At 60.5% G+C, this 16,935-nt stretch carries 14 protein-coding genes; 8 read left to right on the top strand and 6 right to left on the bottom strand.

Features of this window, described 5'->3' with window-relative positions:
• Positions 1-2 precede the first annotated feature (2 nt).
• The 3 genes from ACR0KJ_RS10410 to ACR0KJ_RS10420 all read right to left on the bottom strand — a co-directional run bounded on the left by ACR0KJ_RS10410 (position 3) and on the right by ACR0KJ_RS10420 (position 2,793).
• Positions 3-1,082 (bottom strand): flavin monoamine oxidase family protein, encoded by a 1,080-nt coding sequence (locus ACR0KJ_RS10410; RefSeq protein ID WP_480626618.1) that lies wholly within the window; start codon positions 1,080-1,082, stop codon positions 3-5.
• A gap of 15 nt (positions 1,083-1,097) precedes the next feature.
• Positions 1,098-1,766: a cupin domain-containing protein gene (locus ACR0KJ_RS10415; RefSeq protein WP_480626619.1), complete on the bottom strand. Its 669-nt coding sequence runs from the start codon at positions 1,764-1,766 to the stop codon at positions 1,098-1,100.
• Between the two features lie 139 nt (positions 1,767-1,905).
• Positions 1,906-2,793: a LysR family transcriptional regulator gene (locus ACR0KJ_RS10420; RefSeq protein WP_480626620.1), complete on the bottom strand. Its 888-nt coding sequence runs from the start codon at positions 2,791-2,793 to the stop codon at positions 1,906-1,908.
• A gap of 106 nt (positions 2,794-2,899) precedes the next feature.
• Here ACR0KJ_RS10420 and ACR0KJ_RS10425 point away from each other — a divergent pair, with 106 nt between their 5' ends.
• From ACR0KJ_RS10425 to ACR0KJ_RS10455, 7 genes are all read left to right on the top strand, one after another.
• Entirely contained in the window at positions 2,900-3,523 is a 624-nt protein-coding gene (locus tag ACR0KJ_RS10425) for a glutathione S-transferase family protein (protein WP_480626621.1), read from the top strand.
• A 73-nt stretch (positions 3,524-3,596) separates the two neighbouring features.
• Entirely contained in the window at positions 3,597-4,571 is a 975-nt protein-coding gene (locus tag ACR0KJ_RS10430) for a pyridoxamine 5'-phosphate oxidase family protein (protein WP_480626622.1), read from the top strand.
• 214 nt (positions 4,572-4,785) lie between these two features.
• Positions 4,786-6,882 (top strand): hydantoinase/oxoprolinase family protein, encoded by a 2,097-nt coding sequence (locus ACR0KJ_RS10435; RefSeq protein WP_480626623.1) that lies wholly within the window; start codon positions 4,786-4,788, stop codon positions 6,880-6,882.
• A complete protein-coding gene (locus ACR0KJ_RS10440; RefSeq protein ID WP_480626624.1) occupies positions 6,879-8,531 on the top strand; it encodes a hydantoinase B/oxoprolinase family protein in 1,653 nt (550 codons plus the stop codon). Before ACR0KJ_RS10435 ends, ACR0KJ_RS10440 begins: the two co-directional genes overlap by 4 nt.
• On the top strand, positions 8,528-9,595 hold the full coding sequence (locus ACR0KJ_RS10445) for a pyridoxal phosphate-dependent aminotransferase (RefSeq protein WP_480626625.1): 1,068 nt from the start codon (positions 8,528-8,530) through the stop codon (positions 9,593-9,595). Before ACR0KJ_RS10440 ends, ACR0KJ_RS10445 begins: the two co-directional genes overlap by 4 nt.
• Positions 9,592-10,332: a maleate cis-trans isomerase family protein gene (locus ACR0KJ_RS10450; protein ID WP_480626626.1), complete on the top strand. Its 741-nt coding sequence runs from the start codon at positions 9,592-9,594 to the stop codon at positions 10,330-10,332. Before ACR0KJ_RS10445 ends, ACR0KJ_RS10450 begins: the two co-directional genes overlap by 4 nt.
• Before the next feature lie 194 nt (positions 10,333-10,526).
• Positions 10,527-11,780, top strand: coding sequence for an aminotransferase class V-fold PLP-dependent enzyme (locus ACR0KJ_RS10455; protein ID WP_480626627.1), 1,254 nt, complete (start codon positions 10,527-10,529; stop codon positions 11,778-11,780).
• Positions 11,781-11,832: 52 nt separating this feature from the next.
• Here the strand turns inward: ACR0KJ_RS10455 and ACR0KJ_RS10460 are convergent, their stop codons facing one another.
• From ACR0KJ_RS10460 to ACR0KJ_RS10470, 3 genes are all read right to left on the bottom strand, one after another.
• Positions 11,833-14,622: a bifunctional aconitate hydratase 2/2-methylisocitrate dehydratase gene (locus tag ACR0KJ_RS10460; protein ID WP_480626628.1), complete on the bottom strand. Its 2,790-nt coding sequence runs from the start codon at positions 14,620-14,622 to the stop codon at positions 11,833-11,835.
• A gap of 133 nt (positions 14,623-14,755) precedes the next feature.
• Entirely contained in the window at positions 14,756-15,499 is a 744-nt protein-coding gene (locus ACR0KJ_RS10465; RefSeq protein WP_170524684.1) for an FHA domain-containing protein, read from the bottom strand.
• Complete coding sequence (locus ACR0KJ_RS10470) at positions 15,499-16,047, bottom strand: sensor histidine kinase family protein (RefSeq protein ID WP_170524687.1); 549 nt, start codon at positions 16,045-16,047, stop codon at positions 15,499-15,501. Before ACR0KJ_RS10470 ends, ACR0KJ_RS10465 begins: the two co-directional genes overlap by 1 nt.
• A 163-nt stretch (positions 16,048-16,210) precedes the next feature.
• Between ACR0KJ_RS10470 and ACR0KJ_RS10475 the strand changes: the two genes are divergently transcribed.
• Complete coding sequence (locus ACR0KJ_RS10475; protein WP_170453949.1) at positions 16,211-16,915, top strand: hypothetical protein; 705 nt, start codon at positions 16,211-16,213, stop codon at positions 16,913-16,915.
• The last annotated feature ends 20 nt before the right edge of the window (positions 16,916-16,935 follow it).

Genomic DNA, 16,935 nt, shown 5'->3' on the forward strand with positions numbered 1-16,935 from the left:
TCTCAAACCTTTTCCTGCAAAAGCCGCGCGGCAACATGGTCCGCCGCTTCCAATGCGCCTTCCAGATAGCCGCCAAACTGCGGGGCCACTTCGGTTCCGGCAAAGATCAGACGGTTGTCCCAAATTCGGTCCAGCGTGCGGGGCAGGCCATAGGAGGGGTGGCTGAACAGCGGGTGTTGATCCTCTTCCACGGCGGTAAACGGGTCGGCGGACCAGTCTTTGATTTGCACATCCAACGGCTGCGCGGCCTCAGCCCCGAACAAGCGGGTCAGTTGTTCCGTTATCATCTGGCGCAGGCGCTGTTGATCTGTGCGCGCCTGCGGCGGCGTTCCAATGAAGCCGAACACCGCATAAGGGCCGGTTTCAGCGGGCGAGGCATCGTGGACCTCGACCATCGGGCCCCGGCGGCTCATGGCATCACCCGACAGCCCGGCCTTGCGCCAAAACGGCGTGTCATAGATCGCAAGGGCCTTGGCTTGACCGGCCATCCACGTGGGGGCGGCTGCCATTGCATTTGTGGCGGCTTCTGGCAGGGCTGGCGTGAAAGACATGCGCATCGCGACCCGAGGGGGCAGGGCCAGAACAACATGCCTCGCGCGGAAGGTTAGACCGTTCCGGCTGGTGGCGATCACACCATCATCGGTGCGCTGCAATGCCTGGATTGGGGTCGCGAGATATATGCGGTCGGGATCAACCTGCTTCGCCAAGCCATCGATCAGGGCGCCAAACCCTCGGTCCACCCGCAAAGACCCCTGCATCGACGAAAACCCGTGCCCGCGCAGGACGCGGCCCTGCTCGTCCTCATAGGTCAACTCGCCCGCGGAATACTGTTCGAACGCGGCCAACCCCAACCGCGCGATCAGCGCTGCGATCCGGGGCTGCCCCGGCCAGAACCACGCGGGGCCAAGATCAAACCCCGCGCTGCCGTTGTGGTGGGTCAGGATACGGCCCCCCAGACGGTCGCGCCCCTCGACCAGTACAAAATCCTGCCCTTGCCGCGCCAGTTGCGCGGCAAGGCTGAGACCTGACAAACCTGCGCCGATGATCAGTGTCTGGGTGTCCAGCGTAAGGTTGCGCCTCACGGTCTCGGCCCCCGATCACGCTGCAGGAGGTTGGGCAAAGGGCAAATGCCCGGTTTTCATCCAGACCTTCGCGCCGTCTGGCCCAGCAACCGCCGACAGGGTTTCACCTTCGGGCAAACGCAACCAGGCGTTTTTGGCCAATTGGTCCCCACCCGCTGTGATTTGTCCATCGATCACCAGGATCTCGTGCCCGCCGCTGGCGTCCGAGATCAATTCAGCGCCCGGATCAAGACGACTATATGTGACAACTTCGCGCGCGTCCTCATGCAGGGTTGCGGTTGCCACACCGTTGACGGGCGTTCCAAGCTCATCCGCCATGGTTTTGCGAAACTGCGTGCGGTCATCCATATCGAATTGCCAGAGTTTGACGAAGATCGTGCAGCCGGCGGCAGAGCCGGGCGTGTGGGATGAGGTCGGCGGGTTGCGCACATAGGTCCCTGCCGGGAAGTCGCCATGTTCATCCTGAAACACGCCGTCCAGCACGATGAATTCCTCTCCGCCCGTATGGGTATGGGCCGAGAACGAACTGCCGGGGGCGTAGCGCACGATTGTCGTGGCACGTGCCACTTCTCCGCCTATCCGGTCCAGCATACGGCGATCAACGCCTTTCATCGGCGAAGGCTGCCAGTCCAATCGATCAGAATGAACGACAACGCGGGCAGAGAAATCTGAGTTCAGTTCCATAACGGTTTTCCCTTTTTTGGACGGACCACGGCTGTGGGATATGTTTGAGATAAACTATCTACTACTAGGTAGGGAAATTTCAAGTATCAGTTCCAAATACTCACTTCCGACTTCAAAAACCTGTGGGATTGATCTCAGATCACCCGTGCGCGAGGGCTGCCGCCAGATGATCGATCAAAGCCCGAATGCGGGCCGTCAGGTGCCGGTTGGGCGGGTAGGTGGCATAGAGGCCCAAGACTGCGGTCTCCTGCGCCTCAAGGATAAGCTGCAACCGCCCGTCCGCCAGAAAGGGCCGGGCAGTATAAAGTGGGACGCGACCGATACCCAGCCCGTCCGCCGCCATATTGGCCGCTGCGCGCGGGGAATTGGCGCGGAAATTTCCGGATACCGGCACCATGATGTCCCCGTCCGGCCCTTTGAACGCCCAGCTGTCGATCACATTGCCGGTCGTTTGCAGCAGGCAATTATGCTCTGACAGATCCTCGGGTACATCCGGCGCGCCGAACCGGGCCAGATAATCGGGCGCGGCGCAGCAGACGATCCGCATATCTGTCAGTTTGCGCGCGACCAGGGTTGAATCCTTCAGCCCACCGAAACGGATGGCCAGGTCAAAGCCTTCATCCACCAATGAGACGTGGTGATCGGACAGGTGCAGCTCGATCACGACATTCGGATGTGCGTCCTGAAACGGTTTCAGAAGATGGACCAGTTCCGCCGACCCATAGCCGGTCGGGGCCGTGATACGGATGCGGCCTGCCAGCTCGGTCTGGCGTTGCTGCACCAGCCCCTCCAGCTCCTCAAACTGTTCCAACAAAGGCAGGCACCGTTCGAAATAGGCTTTGCCGGTGTCGGTCAGGGTCACGCTGCGGGTGGTGCGGTGGAACAGTTGCGCGTTCAGGCGCTGTTCCAGCTGGCCGACATATTTGCTGGCCAGTTTGGTGCTGATCCCAACCTGCCGCGCACCGTCGGTGAACGAGTTGTGGCTGGCCACGGCCACAAAGGTGCGCATTCCGATGATCGTGTCCATTGTCTACAAAACGTTCATAGTTATTCACCAGTTGAGTATATTATAGTTTAGATGCGGGCAAGTTAGCTTGGGGTTCAGTGACAATCGCCAAAATAAGGAATCCCCCATGTCCCAGACCCTCCGCATTCACAGCTTTCCGCTTTCGGGCCACGCGCACCGGGCCGTTTTGTTCGCAAATCTCGCCGGCCTGCCGCATCGGGTGATTGATGTGGACCTGCCGGGAGGGGCGCATAAACAGGATGACTTTCTGGCCATGAACCCGGCAGGGCAGGTGCCGGTTCTGGAAGATGGTGAGGTGATCATCTGCGACAGCAACGCCATCCTCGTGTATCTGGCGCGCAAATATGCGCCTGACTACCTGCCCAATGACCCCGTGCTTGAGGCCGAGGTGCAGAAGTTCCTGACCCTCGCCGCTGGTGAGATCGCCTTTGGCCCCGCAGCGGCCCGGTTGATCAACGTGTTCAACGCACCGCTGGACAAGGCGTTCACCCACGCGACGGCGGCCAGGGTTCTGGGCAAGCTGGACGCGCATCTGCAAGGGCGCGACTGGCTGGTGGGCAACCGCCCGACCATCGCCGACGTGGCGATCTACAGCTATACCGCCCATGCGCCCGAGGGTGACGTCTCGTTGGATCCATACCCGAATGTCCGCCGTCTTTTGGCGAATATTGAGGCGCTGGACGGCTTTGTCCCGATGCCCAAGACCGCAGCCGGTCTGAACGCCGCCTGACGCGGTTCGGACCCATGACAAAACCGGCCGTGCGATGCCACGGCCGGGCCCTCAAACCCATGCGAGGCCCCCGATGAATGCCACCGGACAAACCGCCAAATCCCCGTTTCACCGCGGCGAACGCGAGATGCAGACACGTATTGGCAAGCGCGAGCGGATGGAGAAAATCGGCCGCACCGTCATACGCCCCTACATGCCGGATCAGCATCGTGAGTTCTTCGGCAAACTGCCCTTTGTCGTGCTGGGCAGCGTTGATCCGCAGGGCTGGCCCTGGGCCTCGGTCCTGTCCGGGCGGCCTGGGTTTCTGTCCACGCCAACCGAAACTTTGCTGGACGTTCAGGCCCAACCGCATCCGGATGATCCGCTGAAAGCGGCCCTTGAAACCGCAGCACCGATTGGAGTGGTCGGGGTCGAGTTGTCGACCCGGCGGCGCAATCGGATGAATGCGACGGTGCAAGAGGTGTCGGAAACCGGCTTTTCGCTGGACGTGCTGCAATCCTTCGGGAATTGTCCGAAATACATCCAGACCCATGATGTTGAGTTTATCCGCGACCCCGCACCCGAGGGGGCACAGATCAAAAGCGAACGGTTTGAAACTCTGGACACGGCGGCGCGCGAGTTCATCGCCTCAGCCAACTCGTTCTACGTGGCCAGTTATGCTGACGCCGAAGGTGAGCGCAGCGTTGACGTCTCGCATCGCGGCGGGCGGTCGGGGTTTGTGAAAGTGCAAGGCAACAGCCTTGTTGTGCCCGATTTCCTTGGAAACAACTTCTTCAACACGCTGGGGAATTTCCTTGTTACGCCGCGCGCGGGGCTGTTGTTCCCGGATTACCAAAACGGCGATCTGCTGATGCTGACCGGAACGGTCGAGGTGCTGGACGCGCACCACCCCGACATCGCCGGGTTCCAAGGGGCCGAACGGGGCTGGCGGTTTGATATGGTTCAAGGCCTTCGGCTTAGTGACGCCTTGCCCTTCCGGGGCAGCCTGACCGAGTTCTCGCCCAACAGCCTGAATACCGGCGACTGGAAAACGGTGACGCCGCAATAGTGGGACCCGGCCCGTGCGACGGCATTTGACCGCTGATTTGTCGCAAATGTGCTAGTATCGCCGGGCAAACCACGGGACAAACAGGTATGAACCGCGTGTGTATCCATAACCCTCTGGATCGTCGGGCCACGGGCTGCGACCTCGTTGCGATGTGTCAGTAATCGCCTTTTTGGGCATTTGACTGGCAGGATTGCAAACGAGGACGGACCACCACATGACACACGCGCTGCGATTGGCCATCGACATTGGCGGCACGTTTACCGACACGGTTCTGGTTGAAGGCGAAGACAGGATTCTGGCCTCGACCAAAACCCTGACCACCCATCAAAACCCGGCGGATGGCGCGATGGAGGGCGCGCGGCGGGTCATGGCCGCAACCGGGCGGTCCCTGTCGCAAGTGACGGGGTTCATCCATGGCACCACGCTGGCCACCAACGCTCTGATCGAACGGCGCGGGGCCGTGGTGGCGACGATCTGCACCGAAGGGTTCCGCGACATCCTCGATATCGGGTATGAGCGGCGCTATTCCCAATACGATATCAATCTGGAAAAACCCGATCTTCTGGTCCCGCGCGAGCGGTCCTTTGTGATCCGCGAACGTATATCCGCCGAGGGTGCTGTGCTGATCCCGCTGGACGAGGCGCAGATCGATGACCTTCTAGCTGAATTTGACGCAAGTGGGGCCGGGGCAGTGGCGATCTGCCTGATGCATGCCTATGCCAACCCCGCGCATGAGCGGCGATTGCGTGATTTTCTGACCCGGCACCGCCCCGGCCTGACCGTCTCGATCTCATCCGATGTCAGCCCCGAAGCGCGGGAATTTGACCGGCTCTGCACCACAGTGGCGAACGCCTATATCCAGCCTCTGATGCAAAGCTATCTGGCCCGGTTCGTAGATCAGTTCGAGGCCGAAGGCGTAACATGCCCGATCCTGATGATGAGCGCAGGGGGCGGCATGTGCACGGTCGAAACTGCGGCCCGTTTTCCGATCCGTCTGGTCGAATCCGGCCCGGCGGGTGGGGCCATTCTGGCGGCACGTATCGCGGCGCGGGCGGGTCTGGATCAGGTGCTGTCCTTCGATGTAGGGGGCACCACCGCCAAGTTGTGCCTGATTGATGGTGCCCGCCCCCAGACCTCGCGCGCGTTTGAGATCGCCCGGGCGGCGCGGTTCATCAAAGGCTCGGGCATGCCGGTGCGTATTCCGGTGATCGAGATGATCGAGATTGGCGCGGGCGGCGGCTCGATTGCCGGGGTGGATCGTCTGGGCCGCTTGACCGTCGGGCCACAATCTGCCGGGTCCGAGCCGGGGCCGGTGGCGTTCATGCGCGGCGGCACCGAACCCACCGTGACCGACAGCGACATCACGCTGGGCTATATCGTCCCGGACACCTTTGCCGAGGGTCATATCCGGCTGGACCCCGAAGGATCCAAAGCGGCGCTGGCCCGCGTGGTTGGCGAACGGCTGCAACTTGACGCCGTGGGCGCGGCAGATGGCGTCAGCCGCATCGTGGATGAAAGCATGGCCAGTGCCGGACGCATGCACGCTGTTGAGTCGGGCAAGGACTTGGGCCCGCGCACGATGATCGCCTTTGGCGGCAATGGTCCTTTACATGCCAGCCGTGTCGCGCGCTCTGCTGGGGTGTCGCGTATCGTGATCCCACCCAATCCGGGTGTTGGCTCGGCGGTGGGCTTCCTGTTCGCGCCGGTTTCGTTCGAGATCGTCCGCTCGCGCTATTCGCTGCTGAACAGCATGGATCTGGACGGGGTGAATGCCTTGTTCGATACAATGATTGCCGAGGCGAAAGAGGTCGTGGCCCAAGGGGCAGGTGATACGCAAACCCAGACCCTGCGCACCGCGTTTATGCGCTATAACGGGCAGGGGCATGAGATCGAAATCCCCCTGCCGGATCGTGCGGTGACGCCCGAAGACATTGCCCCGCTGACCGCCGCGTTCGAGGAAGAATACCGCAAGCAATTCTCGCGCCCGGTGCCGGGGATGCAGATCGAGATATTGAACTGGGCCGTACGGGTGGCGACGCTGGACAACTCTGTTCCTTCGGTGCCCGATGCGCCCGAACGCACCCTGTTCAACGCAACCGAGACGCGCCCGATCACCTGCGATGTGGATGGTACTGCGCAAAACGCCGCTTTCGTCGCGCGCGCTGACATGAAACCCGGTGATCACGTGCCGGGCCCGGCGTTGATCCATGAACCGCAGACCACCACGCTCGTATCCGCCGATTTCTCGGCCCATATGGATGCAATTGGTAATTTGGTTCTGATCCAAGACCAGAAAGGAGGCGCGAGATGAACTCCGACCTTTCCCCCGCCCGCCTGCAAGTGATGTGGAACCGCCTGCTGGCGGTGGTTGAGGAACAGGGCCAGACGCTGATCCGCGCCGCCTTTTCCCCCATCGTGAGGGAATGCGGCGATATCTCGGCCGGGATATTCGACGTCGATGGCCGTATGCTGGCGCAGGCCGTGACCGGAACGCCCGGACATATCAACACCATGGCCGAGGCCGTCCTGCATCTGCGCCAACGCTTTGCCGTTCAGGACATGAAGCCAGGTGACATCTACATGACCAACGACCCGTGGCTGGCCTCGGGTCATTTGAATGACTTCCTGCTGATGATGCCCGCGTTCAAGGATGGCAGGGTAGTTGGGTTTACCTCCTGCACCTCGCATCTGGTGGATCTGGGGGGCTTGGGCATGGGGCCGGAAGGATCGGATATTTACGACGAGGGCCTGCTGATCCCCCCTTGCAAACTGGTCGAGGAAGGCACGCCAAACGCGCTGCTGATGGACATTATCCGCGCCAACTCACGCGAGCCGATTGCTAATGAGGGGGACATCTACGCCCTGATCGCCTGTTGTGAGGCTGGGGTGGACCGGCTGGTGGCGATGATGGATGAGTTCGGGATCGACGATCTGGACCGTTTGGGCAATTACATTATCGACACCTCGCGCAATGGCGCGCTGGAGGCCATCGCCGAGGTGCCTGAAGGCGTCTACAAGAACGTGTTGCGCATGGACGGGTACGAGAATGAGCTGGAGCTACACGCCACACTGACCGTTACCAAGTACGGGATGCATGTGGATTTCACCGGCACGTCGGGCTGTTCAAGAAAAGGCATCAACGTGCCGCTGAACTATGCCACGGCCTATACCGTGTTCGCCCTGCGCTGTATCGTCGGGCCGGATATTCCCAACAACGCCGGCTCGCTGGAACCGTTCACGGTGGACGGCCCCAAGGGCTGTATCCTGAACGCGCAACGCCCGGTTCCGGTGGCGATGCGCCACACGCTGGGGCAGGTGACGCCCGATCTGGTGCTGGGCTGCCTGCATCAGGCACTGCCTGACAAGGTTCCGGCCGAGGGTGCCTCGTGCATGTTCGACCTGCCCATGCGCCACGCGCCCGAGGTTGCGGCCAGTGGCGGGCGCGAGTTTGCCATTGAACCCGTGCACAATGGCGGCACCGGTGCGCGGCCTCATGCGGATGGGCTGTCGGCCACGGCTTACCCGTCAGGCGTCTTTGGCTCACAGGTCGAAATTACCGAAAGCGTGGCCCCGGTGATCATGTGGCGGCGCGAGTTGCTGCCGGATTCGGGCGGTGCGGGCAAATATCGTGGCGGGCTGGGGCAGAGGATCGAGATGACCTCGTCCAACAACACGCCCTTCATCGTGTTCCTGTCGGTCGAGCGGCTGAAATTCCCCGCCTTGGGCCGAATGGGCGGGCAGCCCGGCGCGCCGGGGCGGATCCGGTTTCGGGACGGGGTCAGCGACATCCCCGGCAAGGGCGAGTTGCGGGTCGAAGGCGGGAACTACCTGATCTTCGACACGCCCGGCGGTGGCGGGTTTGGTGACCCGGCAGATCGGGACCCGGATGCGCTGGCGCTGGATCTGAGGCGCGGGTTGGTGACGCCCGAAGGGGCCAAGGCCTATGGGGGCAAACCATGATCCGGGCGGTCGATCACATCCGTTCCATGGCCGCCTATGCGCTGGCCGATCTTGGGCATGCGGGCACCGTTTCGCTGGCACAGAACGAAAGCGCCTTTCCAGCCAGCCCAAAGGCGATTGCGGCGGGGCAGGCGGTGATGGGGCAGATGCCGCTCTACCCGGACCCGGACTGGCCCGAGTTGCGCGCGGCGATTGCCGAGGTCCACAAGCTTGACCCCAACACGGTCCTGTGCGGTGCAGGGTCGATGGAACTGATCGGCTGTCTGATCCGCACCTTTGCAGGGTCGGGGGACCGGGTGCTGGGTACGGATTACGGCTATGCCTATGTGGCGTCGGCCACAGCGCAGGTGCAGGCGGATTACGTGCAAGCGCGTGAGGTCGATCTGACCGTTTCCGTCGATGATATTCTGGCCGCCGTCACGCCCCAAACGCGGATCGTTTTTGTCTGCAATCCGGGCAATCCGACGGGGACGCTGATCCCCAATGCCGAGGTCATCCGTCTTCGTGACGACCTGCCCAAGGATGTGCTGCTGGTTGTCGATCAGGCCTATGCGGAATTTGCGGATGAGGGCCAAAACCCGGCTGAGGTTTTTGATTTGGTCGGACGGGGCGACACGGTTGTGATGCGCACCTTTTCCAAGGCCTATGGGCTGGCGGGTGCGCGTGTGGGATGGGGCGTGTTCCCGCCCGCGATTGCGGCTGAGATGCGCAAAGTGCTGAACCCGAACAACGTGTCGATCCCCTCGCAAGCCATGGCAACGGCGGCGATGCGGGATCAGGCGCATATGCGGGAAACGGTGAACCAAACGGCTGCGATCCGGGATCGCTTTGCCGATGGGTGCTGGGCGCTCGGTCTGTCGGTTCCGCCCAGCCATACAAACTTTGTCCTGATCCGGTTCGCAGATGTTGAAACCGCCCGGAAGGCAGATCAGGCCCTGCGGGCCGAGGGCTTGCTGATGCGCGGTATGGGCGGCTATGGGCTGACCGATTGCCTGCGGGCCACGATCTGCCGGGAAGCGATCATGGATCGCTGTCTGGCCGTGCTGCGAAAGGTGACGTCATGAGCTATGAAACCCGAACTCGGGCAAAAATCGGCGTTTTGGTACCCTTCACCAACACCAACCTCGAAGCCGACATGATACTGATGCGCTGCCCGGATACGACGGTGCATTTCCAGCGCATGGGTGGCTATGACGTGGATGAGATTCCGGGCTCGGACCAGATGGCCGGGCTGGGGGCCTCGGATAACAGCCATGACTTGCGGATGATCGCAGGCGTCCGGCCCGATGTGGTTCTGTACGGCTGCACCTCGGCCACGCTGACCCATGGCCCCGGCTTTGACGCGCAACTGGCACAGGATATCAAGGCCGCCTCGGGTGCGATCACCTTTACCGCCGCCGGTGCGTTGGTGCAGGCGATCAAGGCGCTGGGTGTGTCGAATGTGGGTTTCTCTTCGCCCTATCTGGGCGAGATCAACACGCAGGCCATGGGTTTTCTGGCTCAGAACGGGATCGAGACGGTGCGCTGCGCAGACATAGGGCGCGAACTGGGCAATTACGGTCAGGGAGAGCTGACGCCAGAGGAGGTTTTTGACCTTGCCTGCCGGGCCGACGATCCCAAGGCCGAAGCCATTGTCCTGAGTTGCACCGATATGCGCGCGGTCGAGGCGGTTGAGCGGATCGAGGATGCGCTTGGCAAACCGGTCGTGACCTCGAACCAGGCGATGATGTTTGCGTTGGTCCAGCAGCTTGGGCTGCCACCACATGCCGGGCTTCCGGGTCGGCTGTTCGACCGATTGTAAGGAAGGTTCTGATTTGTCGACATTCGGATGCCAGCTAAACCCTTTGTGCAGAAGGATTGCCGTGAGATGACCCTATGGATCAACCCCTTGCCGCCATCGCTGACATTGACGATGGTTTCCTTTGAGATACGGATCCCACACAGGCGCAGGCCATCGCGGCCCCGACACTTGGACGCAGTGACAGGAAGTACAACATGATCAAAGACAACCCCGGTCTGATCGCGGCGATCCGCGATCGTTTTGCCCATGTGGATAGCTGCCCGTTTCAGGGCGAGCGTGTTTTCTTTGAAAACGCAGGCGGCGCGCTGACGCTGAAGAAGGTGGCCGAGACCTCGGCTTTCTATGCGGCGATCCCGGACAATCCGGGGCGGATCAATCCGGCGGGGCAGGGCACCCAAAATGTGATCAACAAGGCCAAGGCCGATCTGGGCGTGTTCATGAACGCCTCATCGGGCCAGTTCTTTGCCGGGGAAAGCGGGACTGAGTTGCTGTTCCGGCTGATCCGCACGGCCTGTCTGGTTGCGCCGAAAGGGGCGAAGGTGATCGGGTCCTCAATCGAACACCCGGCGACCCGCAGTGCTGCGCGTCGCTGGGCTGGGATTGCCGGGCTGGACTACGTGAACGTGCAGCATGACGACGAAACCGGGCTGGTCACGGCTGAGGATTATGCCGCGCGGATGACTCCGGACGTGGCGGTGGCGACAATCCTGCATGCCTCACCCGTGACGGGGATGGGCATGGATGTGGCCGCGATCTCAGCCGCGATCCGGGCTGTCTCACCCGACTGTCTGATCATCGTTGATGGTATTCAGCACGCGGCACACGGGCAGTTGGATCTGGATGCCTACAACGTCGATGGCTATGCGATCTCACCTTACAAAGTGTTCTCGCGCCACGGCTATGGCATCGCATGGATTTCCGACAAGCTGAGCGCGCTGCCCCATGACATGCTGATCGATGCGCCGGCAACAGGGTGGGAGTTCGGAACCCGCGACACCGGGTCCTACGCCACCATGTCCGACGTGATCGACTATTTCATCTGGCTGGGCGGCGAGGTGTCCGACGAAACCGATCCGCGCAAACGGATCGAGGCTGCGGGTCGCGCCATTCACGGCTACGAGACGCATCTGACGAACGCGATGATCAACGGGGTCGGAAACCTGCCGGGGCTGCGGGATATGGACCACATTCGCATTCTGGCCGGGGCGGACAACGCTGCGCGTGAGGGGTTGGTGTCGATTGTGGTGGATGGCATCCCGTCGGAACAGGTGGTCGAAACGCTCAATCAGCAGGGTATCCGCACCCATACCCGCAAGGCAGATCATTACTCGGGCAATGTGCTGACGCCGCTGGGACTGTCGGATTGCATCCGCATTTCGCTGTGCCACTACAATACCGAGCAGGAGGTGGCGCAGTTGCTGACTGCCGTGAAGGACATGACCGCCTGAACAAAAAAGCCCGGCCAGAAGGCCGGGCTTTTGGTTTGATCGGATCGCGGCTTTAGAAGTGGACCGATTTCGTTCCGGCGGGCGCTTGCACCGGCGGGGCGAATTTGGTCAGGTCGATGCCTTCGACAGCCGCCTTGTATTCGTCCAGTGTCGGGGTCCGGCCAAGGATGGCGGACAGTACGACAACCGGAGTCGAGCCCAACAACGACTCACCCTTCTTGTCGGGCGCATCCGCCACGACGCGGCCCTGGAACAGGCGGGTCGAGGTGGCCAGAACCGTGTCACCTTTGGCCGCTTTCTCCTGGTTGCCCATGCAGAGGTTACAACCCGGACGTTCGAGGTACAGGATATTCTCGTACTCGGTGCGCGCCTGGGTTTTGGGGAACAGATCGTCGAATTCAAATCCTGAATAGCGTTGGAGAATCTCCCAGTCGCCTTCCTCTTTCAACTCGTCGATGATGTTGTAGGTCGGTGCGGCCACAACCAGCGGCGCGTTGAATTCAACTTTCCCCGAGGCTTTTTCGAGGTTGCGCAGCATCTGCGCCACGATCTTCATGTCGCCCTTGTGCACCATGCACGAGCCGACAAAACCCAGATCCACATGCTTTTCAGCATTGTAGTACGAGATCGGGCGGATCGTGTCGTGGGTGTAGCGCTTGGAAACATCGGCGTTGTTGACATCCGGGTCGGCGATCATCGGCTCGACGATCTGGTCCAGATCGACGACAACTTCGGCGAAGTATTTCGCATTGTCATCGGGGCGCAGGGCAGGCTTTTCACCCGACCTGATCTGAGCAATGCGCGCATCGGCGATGTTGACCAGCTTTTGCAGCATGCCGTTTTCATGCTCCATGCCTTTTTCGATCATGATCAGAATGCGCGACTTGGCCAGTTCCAGCGAGCCGATCAGCGTCTCATCATCCGAGATACAGACCGAGGCTTTGGCCTTCATCTCGGCGGTCCAGTCGGTGAAGGTGAAGGCCTGATCCGCCAGCAACGTGCCGATATGCACTTCGATCACACGGCCCTGGAAAACGTTGTCGCCATGCTGTTCCAGCATCTGCGCCTGCGTCGCATGCACCACGTCGCGGAAATCCATGTGCTCGGCCATTTGGCCCTTGAAGGTCACCTTGACCGATTCCGGGATCGGCATCGAAGCTTCACCGGTGGCCAGCGCTAGTGCCACGGTGCCCGAGTCCGCGCCAAAGGCGACGCCTTTGGACATACGGGTGTGGCTGTCGCCGCCGATAATGACCGACCAGTCGTCCACGGTGATGTCGTTCAGCACCTTGTGGATCACGTCGGTCATCGAATGATAGACGCCTTTCGGGTCACGCCCGGTGATGAGGCCGAAATCATTCATGAACTTCATCAGACGTGGCGTGTTGGCCTGCGCCTTGGCGTCCCAGACCGATGCAGTGTGACAGCCCGACTGATAGGCACCATCGACGCTGGGGGCCACGACGGTTGCGGCCATCGCCTCAAGTTCCTGCATGGTCATCAGACCGGTGGTGTCCTGAGAACCCACGATGTTGACCTTGACCCGCACATCCGATCCGGCATGCAGGGTCTTGCCCGGCGTGGCGCCCACGGCGTTTTTGTTGAAGATCTTCTCAACCGCGGTCAGGCCCTGACCCTCGTGGCTGATTTCCTTGGACAGGGCGAAGACCAAGGGTGCTTCGACGCCCAGTGTCTCGGCTGCAAATGTCTGCAGTTTCTTGCCGAAGACAATGGCGTATGAACCGCCCGCCTTCATGAATTCCATCTTTTGCGGTGTGAAGGACGACGAGACGTCGACCAGTTCGTCACCATCCTCACTCAGCAGCTTGTGGCTTTTGGTGTCGATTTTCAGAACCGTACCGGTCGAAACCGAATATTTCTGTTCCAGAACCGGGTTGCCGTCGTTGTTGAGGATTGCGTTGCCATCCTCGTCCACCTTCTTGACCCAGTTTTTCAGGTCGATCCCGATGCCGCCGGTGACGCCAACGGTGGTCAGAAAGATCGGCGAGATGCCATTGGTGCCCGCCACGATCGGGGCGAAGTTGACGAAGGGCACGTAGGGGCTGGCCTGCTTGCCAGTCCACAGCGCCACGTTGTTGACGCCAGACATGCGGGACGAGCCCACGCCCATGGTGCCTTTCTCGGCGATCAGCATCACGCGCGCGTCGGGGTGCTGGAGTTTCAGCGCCTCGATCTCTTGCTGTGCCTTCTCGGAAATCAGGCATTTGCCGTGCAATTCCCGGTCAGCTCGCGAATGCGCCTGATTGCCCGGCGACAGCAGGTCGGTCGAGATATCGCCTTCGGCAGCGACATAGGTAACGACCTTGATCTCTTCGTCGATGTCGGGAAGCTTGGTGAAGAACTCGGCCTTGGCATAGCTTTCCAGGATGTCCTTCGCGACCGGGTTGCCAGCCTCGAACGCGGCTTTCAGACGGTCGGTGTCGGCATCATACAGGAAGACTTGTGTTTTCAGCACCTCAGCCGCTTTGCCAGCGATCGAGGCGTCCTGACCCAGGGCCAGATCCAGCAGAACCTTGACCGAGGGGCCGCCTTTCATGTGCGACAACAGCTCGAACGCAATATCCTGCGAAATCTCTTCGACGGCGGCTTCGCCCAAAATGATCTCTTTCAGAAAGCCTGCCTTTTCACCGGCGGCGCTGGTTGTGCCCGGCAGGGTATTGTAGATGAAATAGTGCAGCGAATCCGCGCGATATTCGTTCTGCGGATCGCGGATCTGATCAATGATTTCTTTCGTCAAAGCCCCATCATCGATGGGTTTGGGGCTGAGGCCCTGTTCTTTGCGGGTTTCGATTTCGGTAAGGTAATCTGTATAAAGGCTCATGGCGTGTTCCGACGGTTTGGGCGAGAGCGCGAGGTGCGTTTGGCACCTGGCCATTTAGTTTGTATGCCGCGGTATACGAAATGCCAGCCGGTTGCAAGCACAACTCCTGTGGCGCGTTGTCTCTGCCCTGAAATCAGCGGATGATCGAAATCCAGACATCGCCAACGCGGAACCGGCTGTTCATGCCCAGACGCGTCGGTTTTTCCGGCCTGATCTGCCGTCCACCAATGAATGTTCCGTTCGACGAGCCCAGATCGCGCAGGTAAAGTTGGTTGCCCTTGGCGATCTGGATCACGCAATGCTGCCCGGACGCCTTTTTGCTACGCTCCAGCGACAGATCGGCCCAACCGGAATCGCGCCCGATCTTGATCTGATGGGTGGACGCGATTCCCGGCACATCGCGGAAGACGATGGATTTGCCCTGATCCGGGCCGGATGAGACCGCCAGACGCCACATCTTGATCGGGCGCGGCGCCATGGGGCTGAACCATCGCACCTCGGCGGCCCGGTCATAGCGCGCGGCCGAGTTCGGGTTCAGGCCAGTCAGGCCAAGGGTCATGATCTTTTTCATCGCTCGCGACGACCGGCGCATTGCCGAAACCGGCTTGCCGCTTTTGTCACGCATGTTCAGGCGCATGACAAACCGACCGATGGTTGCGCCGCTCAGGATGCCTTCGCAGATCAGCCAGTAGATCAGCACCAACACCAGAAACAGGCCAATCGGCAGGGCAAGGCCCGCCTGATGCAACCGAAGCTCTTGCCGCAGCACAGGTTCAAGCGTGGCGACAACAAAGCCCAGAAACATGAAATCCAGCAGGGCCGCCGCGCTAAGCAGGCGCGCGGCGTTCTTGTCGTCCAAAGGTCCGCCGATCATCATTATCGTGTCCCCAGCAATGTCAGAACCAGGAACAGGGCCGCGCCGATTGAAAACAACAGCAGCGCGTCACAACGCAACCTCAGCGCATGTCTGCCCCCGGCGTTGGAACTGCGAAAATGGAAACCCGCCACCCAAAGCGCCAGACCCATGCCCGCGACGGTGAACAGCAGGGTTTCGGACAGGATCTGCTGTCTGAGCGATACCGCCAGCCACTCGGCCGCGCCGACGATCATTCCGCCCCACAGAATGGCCACGACATAGGCCGCGAAGCTGAGGGATTCATTGTTGGACCGGCTTAGCCACGCGACCAGAGCGCCCAGCCCCCAGCCCAGTGCCGCCGCAATCAGAATCAGCAGCGTCATGCGAACCGGCAACGAGAGGCTGGCAACTTCAACATTAAAGACCACACTGGTGGTATTGTTCGCGAAATTCGAGCTAATGCCCAAAAGCGCAAACAGCGCGCCAATTCCTGCGGCAATGTGTCCGGCAAATGCAAAAATCTCGTTTGCCAGATTCATCTTGTCCCGAATACCAAGGGGTATTTTCATCTTTAAACTCTACCTATGAACGAATCTTCGAAAGTGTTTGGTCGAAAGTGTCCCGAATCAGTATCCTGTAATCACAAGACATTCGCGAATCGTTGATTGAAAATAAAAAACATGTGAGTTCATAATCAACTACGAAGAAAAATTTGTATTACGGAGTAACGAGATGCGTACAGCCGCAGTGTCCCTTTTTGCTGCTATTTCCCTTTTCATTTCAGCCTGTACCGAAGAGACGATCCAATCCGCGTCATCATCGTCGGTGGCCGGCAAGACCCAGCAGGAAAAGCAACTTGAAAAGCAAGTTCGCAGCCTGGATCAGGTCTCGAAGGACATCATTGTAAACAACACGGTTCAGGGTGCCGTTGCGGGTGCCATTGTCGGCTGCGGACTTGGACTGCTGCTGGGTGGTGACGCCGGTGATTGCGCTGCGGGTGCCGCTGCCGGTGGCCTGATCGGCGGTGTTGGCGGGAATCAGGTCGGCAAGCAGGCCGCAGCCAAAAACGTCGAGATTGTAAACAGTAAGGCGGTTCTGGCCAATCTGTCGAATGTAAGCAAACAGCTGAACTCGGTCGAAGCGAACCTGCGTTCGGTTCTGGCCTCGCAGAACGCAGAACTGAAGTCGCTGCGTCGTCAGCTGGATGGCGGGCAATTGTCGCAATCCGCGTATAACCAGCGGGTCAAGGCGATCAAATCCAACCGTCAGGTGGTCTCGACCGAGCTCAAGCGCAGCGAACAGAATATGGACAACACCATTTCCGAACTTCGGACGGCCTCAAGCAAAGGTCAGCCCGGTTTGGGCGGTGCGACCAATGCGGCGGTCAGCAATAAAAACCGTCTGGCCCGGACCCGCGCATCCATTAATCTGCTTTAATTTCCTTTGACCCGCGTCTG

The organism is Ruegeria sp. AD6 (assembly GCF_056542325.1).